This is a genomic window from Stenotrophomonas sp. YJH_SMC_36, from assembly GCF_059369935.1.
Genome location: NZ_JCAFTD010000007.1, coordinates 112,029 through 125,703, shown reverse-complemented (window position 1 = coordinate 125,703; position 13,675 = coordinate 112,029). Strand labels below are relative to the sequence as shown.

Genomic DNA, 13,675 nt, shown 5'->3' with positions numbered 1-13,675 from the left:
CGTGCGTCCTCAGAAGCGGTGATCGAGGGTGAACTCGACGCGGCGATCCGCGCCCAGCAGCCACTGCGTGCTGGTGTAGTACGCCGTGGCGTAGTACGCCTTGTCGAACACGTTGAACACACGGGCTGTCACCCGCGTGCGCGGTGCCGCCTGCCAGGTCAGCGCCAGATCGGTGGTGCTGTAGCCCGGCAGCTCCAGGGTGTTGGCGTTGTCGGCGTAACGCTTGCCGACGTAACGCGCACCGCCGGCCACGGTCCAGTCCGGCAGGAACTGCCAGCTCAGCCATACGTTGGCCAGCCGCTCTGCCACGTTCGGCGGCACGTTGCCATCGCGCGAGACCAGCACAGCCGGCGAACCGGTGGCTTCCAGGAAGTCCTCGAACTCGGCCTTCAGAACCGTCGCGTTGGCATCGAGCGTCCATTGCGGCGCGAAATTCCAGTTCAAGGACGCCTCGATTCCGCGCGAAGTCTGCGCGCCCACCTGCACCCGACGATCCGGGAGCAGCGGATCACGGCTGAGCAGCCCGGTCTTGCGGATCCGGTACGCCGCCAGCGTCCACTCGCCACCGTCGAAGGCCTGCTTCAGGCCGACTTCGACCTGACGCCCCTTGGCCAGGTCGAAGGCACCGTTGGCCGGGCTGATCATCAACAGGCCGCTGACCGGGTCGGCCGCCTGCGAATACTGCGCGTACAGGCTCAGCGTCGGCTGCAGCGCGAATACCGTACCTGCTCGCCAGCCGGTGCTGCTGTAGGTCTTCGAGAATGCCTTCTGGCCGCTGATCAGATCGGTACGATCGATGCGCGCGCGGTCGTGGCGCAGCCCGCCCAGTACCGACCAGCGCTCGTTCAGGGCCAGCCGGTCTTCCACGAACAGAGCGTACTGCTCGGCACTGTTGCGGTAGCGCGGCAGGTTCGGCGCATCGCTGGCAAACTGCCCCGGCACCGGATGGAACGGATCGACCGGACCGGAACTGCCGGCATAGGTATTGTTGGTGTGCTTGAAATGCGCACGGTTGGCATCCATCCCCAGCGCGAAACTGTTGGCAAGACCGCCCACCTCACCCTGCACGCGCAGCGTCGAGGTCAGCCCGGTCTGGTCCTGGTTGTGGGTGATCTGGGTGTTGCCCGAGCGGTCAATCAGGCCAGTGCGCGGGTTGTAGACATAGGCCTCGGCGTTGCGCCAATCGCGCTGGCTGTCGATCTGGTAGACGCGGGTGCGCCACTCCATCTTCGCGTTCGGCGTCCACAGCGCATCGAGCTGCGTCCAGCGGTCACGGAATCGGATGTCACTGTCTTCCACGTTGTAGTTGCGGTGGCGCAGTGCGTCCAACTGTCGGCCATCCACCAGCGGCGTGCCGAAGTAGCGCATCGGCTGCTGGTAGCCCTGCCCATGGGTGAGCGTCAGCTGCAGGTCGGTACGCGGCTGCCACAGCAATGCCCCGGAGAAAGTCGCGTCACTGTTGCGGCCACGGTCCACCCAGCCGCCGCTGTAGTTGCCGCTCACATCCAGCCGGTAGGCCAGCTCGGGCGTCAGCGCGCCACCGCTGCCGAAGCCCAGGCGCGCGATGTCCTCGCTGCCCACCGTCACACTGATCTCGTTCTCGACGGCACCGCGCGAAGGCTTCTTCGGCACGATGTTGATCACACCGCCGATCGCACCGTCGCCGTGGATCACCGAGGCCGGCCCGCGCAGCACTTCGATGCGCTCGATGGACCAGGTATCGAACGGGAACGTGATGCCGACGCCCCCGTACTGGCGCAGGCCATCGTACAGGCGCATCACCGACGCCCCATCAGTGAAGCCCCGGCTGGACAGCGCGCTGAGGCCGTTGCCCGGATGCGGCATCGCGCTGATCGCACCCGCGCGGCTGATCGCATCGTTGAGGTTGCTGTCGCCGCGCTGCTCCAGCTGGTCGCGGTCGATCACGGTGAGCGCCGCAGGTGTCTGCAGCACGTTCAGGCCGAGCGCGGAACCTGCGCCGGGGGTGGCCGACAGCGCACCGTGCCGGGTATCGACTACGCGTACGGTGTCCAGGGTGGTCGGGCCCGCCGCTTCGGCACGGGCAGGTGCAACAGGCAGGGCGCAGGCGCACAGCGCCGGCAGCGTCGCCCAACGCAGGGCAACGCGCTTCGGATGTCTTTTCATTTTTTCACGGCATGCAATGCCACCCCGCACCGCGGGGCAGCAGGAAGGAAAGCGCACGCGGTAGCGCCAGGCCATGCCTGGCGGCTTCCATCAGAGGGAATGCACGGCCGCGCGCGCGGCTCAGCCCGCCAATGCCGCCGGTGGTCCCCGCGCCCCGAGGGTTCCCGCCAGGCGCGCGGGCACTGCCAGCACAGCGCCCAGCCGCGCCCGGCAGACCGGCGCCAAGGGCACCAGCAGCAGGAACGTCGCCACCAGCAGGGTGATCAGCCGCGCCGCGATCAGGCAGTAATCGCAATCCACGCCCATTTCATGGTCGGCGTGTGGATCGGCGGGCGGATTCTTCGCGGCCTCATCGTGCGGCGTCGCCATCGCATGATGGTCGTGATGGCCTTCCATCGTGTGCTGCGCATGCAGCGAATGATCCATCGCCGCCACCGGCGCCGCCGCTGCCACGCGGCCGTGCGCCACCCAGCGGCTCACCAGCGGGGCAAGCAGCACCAGCAGCAGGGCGAGCCATGCCAGGGCCTGGAACCGGCGGTGGAATCGGGGGCGGTGCACCCGGGCATTCTACGGCGCGGCGCCGCAACCTTGGACCACGTTCAGGGTTTTGCCCCTGCGACAGGGTGACGCAGGCGCCTCACGTCGCGTACTGGGCAACGCCATGCCCGAACGACCAGTTCTCCTTCTTCACTTCCACCAGATTGATGAACACGTCCTCGCGGCGGATGCCCACTGCCGAATGCAGGCCGTCAGCGATGCCCGCGTACAGCGCCTTCTTCTGCTCCAGGGTGCGGCCCTCGTTCCAGGTGATTTGGATGCAGATGAAATCGTCGGAGCGCTGCACACCCAGGTAGCTGGGGTCGTAGACCAGGGTGGCGGCGTCGTGCTCCTGGAAGATCTGGAAGCGGTCGTTCTCGGGCACGCCGACAGCGCGCATGGCCTGGTAGATGGCCTCGCCGACGCGCTGCAGGTAGTCGGCGGATTGGCCTTTGCGGAGATCGATGCGGGCGAGCGGCATGGTGGGGCTCCCGGGTGGAGGGTTGGGAGACGATGCGCCGGGCTGCTGGATTTCTGTGTGAAATGTCGCGCGAACGCGCGTCCCGTTTAGAGCCCTGCAATTTCCTCCCCCAGGAGGGCGCACTTCTCAGCTTCCCTGCCGCTCCGCGTTCGCTCTCTGATTACGAGGGTGCATGTCGCTTCTCGCAGGTTTCTGAACTCATCAACGCAGCGTCGCGCAGACCACGTCCCTGCCCTCATTGACTGAATCCCGCGACCCCAAATTTCTGGAAAGCTCTTGTTTCTCCAGCAGAAACGGGACAAGCGATCACAATCAGCAGCTGCATGGAGTGCCATAAGTGACAGCATGATGGCTGCAAATGCTTGATGGATGTCGTTGCAGGATTGCAGGCTGGGCACCGACCAACAGGTTCGATATCTCAACGTGAGACGACACTGGATTGTCGTTGGTGACACGACCAGCAGTAGCGGACGCGTCATCAACGGCTCACCCTGCACAGACATCGAGGGCCGCGCCGTCGCACGTGAAGGCGACAGCGCCACCTGCCCGCTGCATCAGGGGGTCTTCGCGATCATCGAAGGCGAGCCCACCCTTATCATCGACGGTCACCCCGTCGCGCTCCACGGGCACCGTCTCGCATGCGGCTGCCAGCTTGTTTCCACCCAACAGCGCCTGGTGTACGTCAGCGAAGCGCCTTGTACTGCCGCACCCTCAACGATTGATGTCTCGACAGGCTCCTCTCCCGGAGCGGCCATCTGCCTGGAGTGCCTGCTCACTGCAGGCACCAGCGGCGCTCCGCTTCTGGTGCGCTCGTGATGGCGTGGACAGCATTCGCTTTGGTGGACTGCGCCGCCGCCCCTGAACGAGAGGGCGAACTCCGCCATTACACTCAGCAGGACACACTGCTCCACCGCTCGCTGTTCACAGGACAGCCCGAGAGCGATCTCGTCCAAGCTTCTCCCTGGCTGATCGAGTTACCTTGGGGAGCGATCCAGAGACCTGTACATCACTGGCTGACCTGCCTCGGTCGTCAGTCTTCGGGCGTCACGATACTGGCTTCAGCGACAGCCTTCGATCCATTGTTTCAACATCTGCAGACGAAACTGGACATCTCGCTGCCGGACGGGTCGTTGGCATTGATGCGCTACTACGACCCCAGAGCCTTCCTCCGATATTGCGATGTCCTCACTCCCCGACAACAGCTGGACCTGCTCGGTCCGATACTGGAGTGGCAGGTCACGTTGAACAGTCAGGACTGGTCTCTGGTCCGAGCCGATCTCGAAAGGCCAGGTGCATGCGATGCTGACACTCAGCGCTGAACAGTATGCGAGGCTTTGCCTCCCGGATCCAGCAACGTTCGTCGTCCCGCTTTCGCGCGAAACCAGAAGACACTTTCCTGTCGAAACCGCCCAACGAAGCGACGACGAACTCGTGGAGGACGTCCGTGCAAGTTACCGGCACGCTACGACATCCCTGCACATCACGCATCTACCGACCCTGGTGCGCTGGGTGAAAGCCGATGTGGCCTGGGCCCGCGGGTTGCGTGACCAGGCAGTCACCCGGGTCTGGTTCAACGAGACCACCCATCCCAACGCCACGGCAGCGGACCTTCTGGCGCTGCTGGCCTCTTCCCGCATGACAGACTGAACTGAAAGGACCAGAAAATGGGTGCTGTGCCATTCCCTATTCCCCCTCCCCCGGTGACGTCGCCAGGGGCATGGGATCCGGTTCGCGATGCTCCCGTTCCGCTCCCAGGCCAGATGCCAGGAAACACGGCAGGCGGCCCGACGCTCGGCCAGATATGGAGGAAGATCAAGGAAGCGGCGGGTGTCGAAACTGGAGTGAAGACCGAACCCAGGGTGCAGACAAGCGAGACAGATTGCTCGCAGACGAGCAACCAGAATGACTGCAACGCCTGCAAGCTGGCACAAGGCTACCTCGTGCCCGCGAACTACACGATTCCACTGACTCAGTACCGGAACTACGACTACCAGCTGCGAATCGCCAATCGCCTGGCCGGACCGGAGAGCTTCGATTACACGTATGGGGGAACAACGCTGGACCGTGCGCGATTGAAGTTGGCAGGCCGCAAGAGCAGGAATCGCATTACCGTAACCGAGTGGAATCATGACGGCATTCGCTTTGATGGATTCTGGCGCGCTCAGTGCACTGTGGTAGAGACCAAGGGCCACTACAAGCAGTTCTTTGAAGATGATGGCGAGTTGCGCTTCTGGGCCCAGCTTGATCGAACTCGACCCACCATCCTGGAGAGCTGGCTCAGACAATTTCATAGACAGCGCGCACATGTTCTCGCGCTTGGCCGACCCGCAAAGCTGGAATGGCACTTCCTTGAGATCGAGTGCTTCGACATCGCGGTCAGGCTGTTCAAAGATGATTCCTTCTGCTGCAGGCACTCACCATGACGCCCATGTTCAGAACTGTCGTAGACGCGTGGATCGCCACTGAAACGCTTGACGCGCAAACTGTCTATGGCCGGCTCCAACCGCTCGTTCTATTGCTCCAGGACGTGCATCCTGCGTTCCACCGCTGGATTGAGCATTCACGCTCGAATGGGGCAATTCCATATTCCGATGAAGAGCGCTTCGTCCAGATGCTGGCGTCCCATGCCGAGCAGGACGGACAGGAATTCCCTGATGACCCGGATGCCGGTGGCGCGGGCGCCAACCTCACCACTGCCATGACCGCCAGGGAGTGGAAAACCCCTGGAAGGGCTTCCATCGAGTATTACCCATGGGCGGGACGACTGACGATGACGATCTTCAGGCCCATCGAAGCATTCTCTGCGGAAGGCGCCACTTCGGTGGTACGCCAGTGCGTTGCGGCGCTATCAACCGCCATGGTTGCCGATCATGTAGCTACAGACGTTGTATGTCCCCTTCCAACCGGCAAGGGCTATGACACCTACTATGCCAATCATCGCCTCTTCCCCCATCGACGCTGGCTGGGCTGGATGGGTTTTGTACCCCACCTCGTGCCGAAGAAATTCATTCCTGAAGCGGCGTCCATGGAGGTCGTGAAAGGCAAGGGAACGATGATCGTAGCGCTGGACGAACCCTTCGATCTGCGCAACCCGGAACATCTGAGGCGCGTGCATCAGGTTGAGCTGCGGATGGCGAATGCCGGGCTGCTGGACATCACCGATCCGACGCTGCTCGAGTGATTCGGGCATCCGTGCACAATGCAATGTAGCTGACCTGCCACTTGTGCTGCTGTCGCGATGAGCATTAGCCGAAGTACAAGGAATGGTGAGAAGGATCGTGCATCCCGCATCATGCGGAAAGGACGAGATCTGCGAACTTGCACCTGCGTTGATCCAACATCCCCCTAGAAAATCACAATGCCCGAGATGTACAACGCATTCATAGATACAACTGTGCCGTTGGAGGTGCTGAGTGCTGAAGCGGCCTATCGACAACTGTTGCAACTTACCGAAGAGCTTGGCGAGATACATCACCTTTTCCAGAACTGGGCGCTTCGTGATTCCTCTGGCAGACCGGTACCTCTAAGCGACAAGACAAGGTTCATCGATGCAGTCGCCGAGAACGCCGCCTACTACCATAGAAAGTACCCAACTGCGGCCAATTCAGGCGGTGCCGGCGCTTCCATTACTCCCGCCTTGAGCCAGAAAGCTCATGATCAACCTGGCTGTCCTACGCTGGATTACAGGCCGTGGTTCGGCAGGGTTACCCTGAGCATCAACGCCCCCGTCCAGGCGTTTGGTCCGGATGGCACATCCGGAATCATTCGATCCTGCGTCCGAAGCATTGCAACCCGTTTGGATGCCGTGTTCGTTGCGACAGACGTTACGTCCCCACTCCCGGACGGAGAGGGATATGAAACCTACGCACACTTCCATCAACTGTTTCCCCATCGACGCTGGCTGGGCTGGATGGGATTTGTACCCCACCTCGTGCCGAAGAAATTCATTCCTGAAGCGGCGTCCATGGAGGTCGTGAAAGGCAAAGGAACGATGATCGTAGCGCTGGACGAACCCTTCGATCTGCGCAACCCGGAACATCTGAGGCGCGTGCATCAGGTTGAGCTGCGGATGGCGAATGCCGGGCTGCTGGATATCACCGACCCGACGCTGCTCGAGTGATCCGGGCATCGTGCGCAGCGTGACGCAAACAACCCGCGGCGCGTACCGCGTTGTCGCGAAGTGCACCGACAGCACGTGCAGCGCGCGGCATCGGAAGTGACGTTGCTCGCAGCGCGCCCGTGCACTGACGCACAGATCGAAATCTCCCTCCTCCGCATTGGCATGAAAGAGAATTTTCCTTACAGACCGATGTGATTGCGCAGCCGGATGATCACCGCGCCGGGGCAGTTGCCTTGGCCGGGATTGGCGTCTCGAATAAACGAACAAGCTTCAAGGCCTGCGGAATCAATCGCAGCTGAGAGAATGCACCGACTGCCGTCAATGGCGGACGGTGCGTGGGGATCGCAAGATCCGCCAGGCGTTCTTCTCCCTTGAAGTTTGTTTGCCTTGGTACGCCAACCCGCACCGTCCGCCACCTTCACTCGGAAGGTGGCCCCACGCCAGTGAGGGTTTCGCCATGACCAACCGCACCGCTGTCCATCCCCGTCTGCACGCCCTGATCGGCGACATCGCCGCCGACGTGCCCGAGGACCTCGCACGCGAGATCGAGTGCGCCTTGCACGAACAGAGTCTGCCCGTGCAGTCGCCTGCCTTCTTCACGTACCTCAATGCCATCAGCCGCGCCGACGGCGATGACGGACAGCCGTGCAAAAGCCTCACCCTCGTTGCCAGCAATCACGCCTCGCTGCGCCGCTCGATGTCTGGGCTTACCGCGTTGCTCGATCTGCTGCAGGCTGCCGACCGTGCGCGCGCCGAAGGCGGCCCGGACGAACAGCTGGGTGCTTTCCACACCGACGGACTGATCGTGGCCGCACGACAGCTGGTGCGCGAGGCGAATCATTGCCTCTCCGGCGCTGACTGACCGGCCCGGATGCCCTCCCGCTACAATCGCGCAGGGAACGCAGGAGGCCGTAATGGACGCCGAACATCTGGACTACTTCAAGGCCGCACTGGAAGGCCGCGCAACCGTGGGTTGGAACGTATGGTTTGCCGCCAACCAGCACGCGCTGGCTCGACAACTGAGCCGCCCCGCTCTGCTGCGCCTGAAGTTCAATCAGCTCGACGAAGCCGAACGCCTGCTTGCCGAGGCCGGTATCGTGCCGGCCAGCACAGCAGGCAAACGCTACGAGATGTACTGCGCACAGTTTGCACCCGAGATGCTGGATGAGCACGGCCGGCCTTTGCCCGAGGTCTGGCGCGCTGCGCACGGCGGCGCCATTGGCCTGCTCGCTGACGGCGAGCACGGCGCGGGCCAGGCGAAGCTGCTGGCGGAGTTTCGCCGCACCCGCAAGCGCGGGCTTCAACAGGCGCACGAGTGGCTGGCCGATCTGTGCTTTGAGGGCGAGATGGAACTGACCAGCGGCAATGCCGAGGTGGGCCGTGGTCTGTTGGCGGTGGTGGTGCAGGCCGGTAGCGGCCACGACCTCTTGGATGCGACGGCGATGATCGCGCGGGATCTGCTGGACCAGCACGGCTGATGGCAGCCGCAGCAGCGACGCTGGCACGCATCATCAGATAACAAAAAAGCCCCCATTTCTGGAGGCTTTTTTCGTTCTGCAACATGGTGGGCGGTACAGGGATCGAACCTGTGACCCTTGCCGTGTGAAGGCAATGCTCTACCGCTGAGCTAACCGCCCGGTGTGTTGCTGAGCCGCTCATTATAGGAACTTTTCAGAGGCCGTCAACAGTTTTCACATCCGTCTTCACGGGTGTTTTCAAGGCGTGCCGCCGGGCGTGGCCCGGCGCTGCCTCACATCGTGTGGGTGGGCTTGTCCGAGCTGGTCAGGCCGGCCAGCTGGGTCTCGATCTTGTGGCGCACGCCCTCCCCTTCAGCGCCGTCTGCCAGCTGCACGCCGATGCCCGCGGTACGGTTGCCCTGCGCGCCTGCCGGGGTCACCCAGATCACCTTGCCGGCCACCGGCAGGCGCTCGCTGGAATCGGGCAGGGTCAGCAGCAGGAACACCTCGTCGCCGAGGAAGTAGCGCTTGGGCGTGGGCACGAAGATGCCGCCATTCTTCACGAACGGCATGTACGCGCTGTACAGCGCGGCTTTGTCCTTCACGGCCAGGGACAGGATGCCCTGGCGGGCGTTGCTGGCACTCATCGATTTCCCCTTGCGGCAGGCCGCTCGTTCACCTTGTTCCAGGCCAGCAGCAACTCGACCACCGCAAGGTCTGCACGCACCGTGGTGCGCAGCAGGTCGCGGGTGCGGTTGGCAGCGTCGAACCAGGCTGCCAGCTTGTGCAATCGCTCCGGCGCGGTCAAGGCGTCCGTGCTGGCCTGGGCCAGCGCCAGGTCGGCGGCGAAGCGCAGGCGCAGCGCCGCGTTGTCATCACCGCACCATTTCTGCGCCAGCTCCACCGCGCCGGTCCTGCCGGTGGCCAGCTGCTCCAGGTCGCGGGCCACCTCACGGCGCAGGCTCAGCCCGTCCTCGCGCAGCCAGTTGTCGGCCTGGCCGGGATGGCCGCGCGCGGCGTCCAGCGCTTCGCGTGCGGAGGCGTCGCTGTGGCCCTGCTGCTGCAACCAGGCCAGCGCTTCCTCGTGCGGCGGCAGCTTGAACTCCAGGCGCTGGCACCGGCTGCGGATGGTCTGCGGCAGGCGTGCCGGGTCGCTGCTGATCAGCCACAGGTAGCGGCCGGGCTGCGGCTCTTCCAGCGTCTTGAGCAGTGCATTGGCCGCGGAGCGGTTGATCGCATCGGCCGGATCGACGATCACCACCTGGGCCACACCGTACTGCGGGGTCAATGCCAGTTTGTCGGTGATCTCGCGCACCTGCTCGATGACGATCTCGGTACGCAGCTTGTCGCCGCTCTTGTTCGGAATGAAGCTCACCAGCTGCAGGTCCGGGTGGGTACCGGCAGCGATCAGGTGGCGGGTGCGCGTGGCGTGCGCGGCATCGCCCTGCGCCAGCACGTGGTCGGCCAGCGCCAGTGCAACCTCGCGCTTGCCCAGCCCAGCCGGGCCGCAGATCAACAGGCCATGCCCCAGCCGGCCCGCGTCGAGCGCGGCCACGGTCTGATCGAATGCGCGCTGCTGCCAGGGCGAGAAGGTGCTCATGCGCCCTTTCCTTCCTGCAGCCAGCGCTCGACCTGCGCGATCACGTCGGCGGCCACGCGTTCCTGCACCTGGCCCGCGTCGATCACGGCGAAGCGCTGTGGGTCCTGCTGGGCGCGGCTGCGGAACACTTCACGCACGCGCTGGAAGAAATCGTCCTGCTCGCTCTCGATGCGGTCCGGCCACAGGTCGCGGCCATTGGCGCGCGCGCGACCGACCGCCACGTCCACATCCAGCAGCAGGGTCAGGCCCGGCAACAGGCCAACGGCACGGCGCTCCAGCTCGGCAATCCACTGCGGGTCCAGGCCACGGCCCCCTCCCTGGTAGGCGTAGCTGGAATCGGTGAAGCGATCACTCAGCACGTAGGCACCGCGCTGCAGGGCCGGCTGGATCACCTCCCGCACGTGCTGCGCGCGGGCGGCGAACACCAGCAGCAGTTCGGCCTCGGCACTGAGCGGCTCGGCGGCGATCTCGGCATCGGGCTTCAGTATCAGGCTGCGGATGCGCTCGGCCAGCGGCGTGCCGCCCGGTTCACGCGTCAGCACGACCTCATGGCCATGCTGGCGCAGGCACGCGCGGATGGCATTGATCGCAGTGGTCTTGCCGGCGCCTTCGCCGCCTTCCAGGCTGACGAAACGCGGGTGACGTAGCAGCGCGGGACTCATTGCGCCGGGGTCTCCTGGGTGCGTTGCTGGCGCAGCTGCTGCAGGTAGCGCGCTACCGCAGCGTTGTGCTGGTCCAGGCTGGACGAGAACACGTGCGCGCCACTGCCATCGCCAACGGCGACGAAATACAGTGCATCCCCCGCTGCCGGCTGTGCCGCGGCCATCAGCGCGTCGCGGCTGGGCATGGCGATGGGGGTCGGGGTCAGGCCCGCACGGGTATAGGTGTTGTAAGGCGTATCGGTGGTCAGGTCGCGGCGGCGGATGTTGCCGTCGTAGGCCGCGCCGATGCCATAGATCACGGTGGGATCGGTCTGCAGGCGCATGCCGATCTGCAGGCGGCGCATGAACACGCCGGCAATCTGCGGGCGCTCGCTGGCCAGCGCGGTTTCCTTCTCGATGATCGATGCCAGCGTCAGCAGCTCGTACGGCGTGTTGATCGGCAGGTCCGGCGCACGGCTCTGCCAAGCCTCGTCCAGCGCCTTTTCCATCGCCGCATGCGCACGCTTGAGCACATCCACGTCGCTGTCACCGCGCTGGTAGATGTAGGTCTCCGGCAGGAACCGGCCTTCCGGATGCTGGCCGCCGAAGCCCAGGCGCTGCATCAGTGCCGCATCATCAAGATCATCGGTGGTGTGCAGCAGTGGATCGGCACGCTTCAGCGCCGCGCGCAGCTGGCGGATGTTCCAGCCTTCGATGATGGTGACGCGGTGCTGCAGGACCTTGCCGGCGCGCATGCGCAGCAGCAGCTCGCGCGGGGTCAGCTGGCTGTCCAGCGCGTACTCACCCACCTTCAGCTTGCCGGCGGCGTCGAGCTGGCGTGCCAGCAGCTGCCACTGTGCGTCCTGGCCTTCGTCCACGCCCGCCTCGCGCAGCTTGCGCAGCACGGTGTTCAGGCCATCGCCGCTGGCGATCACCACGGTCTCTGCGGAGGGGGAGATCCGGGCATCGGCGAACTGGGTCTGCTTGTAGAAGAACCACGCGCCCGCGCCGGCCACGACCGCGACCAGCACCACCAGCAGCGTTACCACGAACAGACACCCGCGCTTGGCTCCCGCCATGGATTACCTCAGAACTCGATTCCGTCGTGCAGGATACCGTGCCGGTGGTGTGGGGTCATGGCCGGGGTGGTACTCAACCCCGCTTCGCTCGCCGGGCATGGCCCGGCGCTACCGGGAGGGTGATGCGTCGGTAGCGCCGGGCCATGCCCGGCGGGGGTCGATCGCCTACCCCTGCTGGCCCAGGGCGCGCAGCAGGCCACGCGCTTTGGCGCGGGTCTCGTCCAGCTCCTTGTCCGGGTCCGAATCGACCACGATGCCGGCGCCGGTGCGGAAACTGACCTCGCGGCCGTCCACCTCGGCGGTACGGATCAGGATGTTCAGGTCCAGGTCGCCATCGCGGTTCAGCCAGCCGAACGCCCCGGTATAGGCACCGCGCGGCACCTGCTCCAGCTCGCTGATGATCTGCATGCAGCGCACCTTCGGGCAGCCGGTGATGGTGCCGCCGGGGAACGTTGCGGCGATCACTTCGCCGGGGGTGACCTCCGGGCGCAGATGGCCGCTGACGTTGCTGACGATGTGGTGCACATGGGCGTAGCTCTCCACCGTCATCAGTTCATCGACCACCACGGTGCCGGGCAGGCAGATGCGGCCCAGATCGTTGCGTTCGAGGTCGATCAGCATCACGTGCTCGGCGCGCTCCTTCGGGTGCCCGACCAGCTCCTGGATGCGCGCGGCATCATCGTCACCCTCGAAACGCGGGCGCGTGCCCGCGATCGGCCGGGTCTGCGCGTGGCCGGCATGCACCGATACCAGCCGCTCCGGCGAGGAGCTGACCACGTGCCGCCCAAACGCACTGAACAGGCCGGCAAACGGTGCGGGGTTGGCGCGGCGCAGCTGTGCGTACAGGGCCTGCGGGCTGACCGGCGTGGCGAACTGCGCGCTCCAGCGCCGCGACAGGTTCACCTGGAACACATCGCCGGCGCGCAGGTAGTCGATCACCCGGCGCACGCCGTCGGTGAAGCGCTGCGGCGCGTCTTCGCCGACCGACTGCGGCGGCTGCCAGCCCTGCCCCGCCTCCGGCAGCGCCTGCGCGGCCAGCGCCACCAGCGAGTCCAGCAGCGCCTGCTCGCCCGCTTCGGCGATGACGAAGCTGGCGTGGTTCTGGTGATCGTGCAGCACGGCCGCCGGGCAGCGCAGCGCCAGTGCCGTCGGCCGGCCATCATCGCGCGCACGCGCCGGCAGCACCGGCTCGATCTGGCTGGCCACTTCGTAGTCGAGCATCAAGGCCCAGCCGCCGCGGAACGGCAGGCTGTGACTGCCATCGTGCGGCAGCCGTGCCTGCTGCCAGGCGCGGTCCAGCGCCTGCAGGAAACTGCCGGGCTGCACCGTATCCTGCTGGTCGCGCACGCAACCATCGGCATCCAGGCGCAGCGTGTCGCCCTGTGCGGCCAACAGCAGGCTCCAGCGCCCCTGCGCGGTGCCGGAAGCGGTGGACTCCATCAGCAGCGGGAAACGTTCCGGCGCTTGCTGCTGCAGGGCCAGCAGATCGATCGGATGCGGCAGCGGGTGGATCAGCGGGGCGTGGGTCATGGTGGCCTGCAGGGGAATTCAGATACACGGAAGCCGCCTTGCGGCGGCTTCCTCGTGCGTGGAGCACGTCCGGTCGAGCATGGCC

General features: G+C 65.1%; 16 protein-coding genes and 1 tRNA gene. 8 read left to right on the top strand and 9 right to left on the bottom strand.

Annotated features, from left to right (window positions below; genetic code table 11):
• Positions 1-9: 9 nt before the first annotated feature.
• The 3 genes from AC5P76_RS14645 to AC5P76_RS14635 all read right to left on the bottom strand — a co-directional run bounded on the left by AC5P76_RS14645 (position 10) and on the right by AC5P76_RS14635 (position 3,163).
• The gene (locus AC5P76_RS14645; RefSeq protein WP_253118884.1) at positions 10-2,145 is read right to left on the bottom strand and encodes a TonB-dependent receptor; all 2,136 of its coding nucleotides are present in this window, start codon (positions 2,143-2,145) and stop codon (positions 10-12) included.
• A 120-nt stretch (positions 2,146-2,265) separates the two neighbouring features.
• Entirely contained in the window at positions 2,266-2,652 is a 387-nt protein-coding gene (locus AC5P76_RS14640; protein WP_253118943.1) for a DUF2946 family protein, read from the bottom strand.
• 130 nt (positions 2,653-2,782) lie between these two features.
• Positions 2,783-3,163, bottom strand: a complete 381-nt coding sequence (locus AC5P76_RS14635; RefSeq protein ID WP_074900404.1) for a tautomerase family protein — start codon at positions 3,161-3,163, stop codon at positions 2,783-2,785.
• A 369-nt stretch (positions 3,164-3,532) separates the two neighbouring features.
• Between AC5P76_RS14635 and AC5P76_RS14630 the strand changes: the two genes are divergently transcribed.
• The 8 genes from AC5P76_RS14630 to AC5P76_RS14595 all read left to right on the top strand — a co-directional run bounded on the left by AC5P76_RS14630 (position 3,533) and on the right by AC5P76_RS14595 (position 8,761).
• Positions 3,533-3,979, top strand: a complete 447-nt coding sequence (locus tag AC5P76_RS14630) for a PAAR domain-containing protein (RefSeq protein ID WP_253118883.1) — start codon at positions 3,533-3,535, stop codon at positions 3,977-3,979.
• Positions 3,979-4,482: a DUF4123 domain-containing protein gene (locus tag AC5P76_RS14625; protein ID WP_253118882.1), complete on the top strand. Its 504-nt coding sequence runs from the start codon at positions 3,979-3,981 to the stop codon at positions 4,480-4,482. Before AC5P76_RS14630 ends, AC5P76_RS14625 begins: the two co-directional genes overlap by 1 nt.
• Positions 4,463-4,810: a hypothetical protein gene (locus AC5P76_RS14620; RefSeq protein ID WP_253118881.1), complete on the top strand. Its 348-nt coding sequence runs from the start codon at positions 4,463-4,465 to the stop codon at positions 4,808-4,810. Before AC5P76_RS14625 ends, AC5P76_RS14620 begins: the two co-directional genes overlap by 20 nt.
• A gap of 17 nt (positions 4,811-4,827) precedes the next feature.
• Positions 4,828-5,586, top strand: a complete 759-nt coding sequence (locus tag AC5P76_RS14615) for a Tox-REase-5 domain-containing protein (protein ID WP_253161736.1) — start codon at positions 4,828-4,830, stop codon at positions 5,584-5,586.
• On the top strand, positions 5,583-6,344 hold the full coding sequence (locus AC5P76_RS14610; RefSeq protein ID WP_253118879.1) for an Imm52 family immunity protein: 762 nt from the start codon (positions 5,583-5,585) through the stop codon (positions 6,342-6,344). The genes AC5P76_RS14615 and AC5P76_RS14610 overlap by 4 nt, the downstream gene beginning before the upstream one ends.
• A 177-nt stretch (positions 6,345-6,521) precedes the next feature.
• The gene (locus AC5P76_RS14605) at positions 6,522-7,283 is read left to right on the top strand and encodes an Imm52 family immunity protein (RefSeq protein WP_253118878.1); all 762 of its coding nucleotides are present in this window, start codon (positions 6,522-6,524) and stop codon (positions 7,281-7,283) included.
• A 457-nt stretch (positions 7,284-7,740) separates the two neighbouring features.
• A complete protein-coding gene (locus tag AC5P76_RS14600) occupies positions 7,741-8,145 on the top strand; it encodes a hypothetical protein (protein WP_111187148.1) in 405 nt (134 codons plus the stop codon).
• A 52-nt stretch (positions 8,146-8,197) separates the two neighbouring features.
• Positions 8,198-8,761, top strand: coding sequence for a hypothetical protein (locus AC5P76_RS14595; protein ID WP_253118877.1), 564 nt, complete (start codon positions 8,198-8,200; stop codon positions 8,759-8,761).
• An 84-nt stretch (positions 8,762-8,845) separates the two neighbouring features.
• Here the strand turns inward: AC5P76_RS14595 and AC5P76_RS14590 are convergent.
• The 6 genes from AC5P76_RS14590 to AC5P76_RS14565 form a co-directional block, all read right to left on the bottom strand.
• A tRNA-Val gene (locus AC5P76_RS14590) sits at positions 8,846-8,920 on the bottom strand.
• A 113-nt stretch (positions 8,921-9,033) separates the two neighbouring features.
• Complete coding sequence (locus AC5P76_RS14585; protein WP_053520428.1) at positions 9,034-9,387, bottom strand: PilZ domain-containing protein; 354 nt, start codon at positions 9,385-9,387, stop codon at positions 9,034-9,036.
• Positions 9,384-10,340 carry a DNA polymerase III subunit delta' gene (locus AC5P76_RS14580; protein WP_111187151.1) on the bottom strand — a complete coding sequence of 319 codons (957 nt, stop codon included), beginning with the start codon at positions 10,338-10,340 and terminating at the stop codon, positions 9,384-9,386. Before AC5P76_RS14580 ends, AC5P76_RS14585 begins: the two co-directional genes overlap by 4 nt.
• Positions 10,337-11,002, bottom strand: coding sequence for a dTMP kinase (gene tmk / locus AC5P76_RS14575; RefSeq protein ID WP_065182455.1), 666 nt, complete (start codon positions 11,000-11,002; stop codon positions 10,337-10,339). The genes AC5P76_RS14580 and tmk overlap by 4 nt, the downstream gene beginning before the upstream one ends.
• Positions 10,999-12,060, bottom strand: a complete 1,062-nt coding sequence (gene mltG / locus AC5P76_RS14570; RefSeq protein WP_065175958.1) for an endolytic transglycosylase MltG — start codon at positions 12,058-12,060, stop codon at positions 10,999-11,001. The genes tmk and mltG overlap by 4 nt, the downstream gene beginning before the upstream one ends.
• A gap of 165 nt (positions 12,061-12,225) precedes the next feature.
• Positions 12,226-13,590: an aminodeoxychorismate synthase component I gene (locus AC5P76_RS14565; RefSeq protein WP_253118876.1), complete on the bottom strand. Its 1,365-nt coding sequence runs from the start codon at positions 13,588-13,590 to the stop codon at positions 12,226-12,228.
• Between the last annotated feature and the right edge of the window lie 85 nt (positions 13,591-13,675).

Excerpts from the sequence above, each read along its gene's own strand:
- AC5P76_RS14645 (WP_253118884.1), bottom strand. The coding sequence starts at position 2,145 with ATGAAAAGACATCCGAAGCGCGTTGCCCTGCGTTGGGCGACGCTGCCG.
- AC5P76_RS14635 (WP_074900404.1), bottom strand. The coding sequence starts at position 3,163 with ATGCCGCTCGCCCGCATCGATCTCCGCAAAGGCCAATCCGCCGACTAC.
- AC5P76_RS14630 (WP_253118883.1), top strand. The coding sequence starts at position 3,533 with ATGTCGTTGCAGGATTGCAGGCTGGGCACCGACCAACAGGTTCGATAT.
- AC5P76_RS14625 (WP_253118882.1), top strand. The coding sequence starts at position 3,979 with ATGGCGTGGACAGCATTCGCTTTGGTGGACTGCGCCGCCGCCCCTGAA.
- AC5P76_RS14620 (WP_253118881.1), top strand. The coding sequence starts at position 4,463 with ATGCTGACACTCAGCGCTGAACAGTATGCGAGGCTTTGCCTCCCGGAT.
- AC5P76_RS14615 (WP_253161736.1), top strand. The coding sequence starts at position 4,828 with ATGGGTGCTGTGCCATTCCCTATTCCCCCTCCCCCGGTGACGTCGCCA.
- AC5P76_RS14610 (WP_253118879.1), top strand. The coding sequence starts at position 5,583 with ATGACGCCCATGTTCAGAACTGTCGTAGACGCGTGGATCGCCACTGAA.
- AC5P76_RS14605 (WP_253118878.1), top strand. The coding sequence starts at position 6,522 with ATGCCCGAGATGTACAACGCATTCATAGATACAACTGTGCCGTTGGAG.
- AC5P76_RS14600 (WP_111187148.1), top strand. The coding sequence starts at position 7,741 with ATGACCAACCGCACCGCTGTCCATCCCCGTCTGCACGCCCTGATCGGC.
- AC5P76_RS14595 (WP_253118877.1), top strand. The coding sequence starts at position 8,198 with ATGGACGCCGAACATCTGGACTACTTCAAGGCCGCACTGGAAGGCCGC.
- AC5P76_RS14585 (WP_053520428.1), bottom strand. The coding sequence starts at position 9,387 with ATGAGTGCCAGCAACGCCCGCCAGGGCATCCTGTCCCTGGCCGTGAAG.
- AC5P76_RS14580 (WP_111187151.1), bottom strand. The coding sequence starts at position 10,340 with ATGAGCACCTTCTCGCCCTGGCAGCAGCGCGCATTCGATCAGACCGTG.
- tmk (WP_065182455.1), bottom strand. The coding sequence starts at position 11,002 with ATGAGTCCCGCGCTGCTACGTCACCCGCGTTTCGTCAGCCTGGAAGGC.
- mltG (WP_065175958.1), bottom strand. The coding sequence starts at position 12,060 with ATGGCGGGAGCCAAGCGCGGGTGTCTGTTCGTGGTAACGCTGCTGGTG.
- AC5P76_RS14565 (WP_253118876.1), bottom strand. The coding sequence starts at position 13,590 with ATGACCCACGCCCCGCTGATCCACCCGCTGCCGCATCCGATCGATCTG.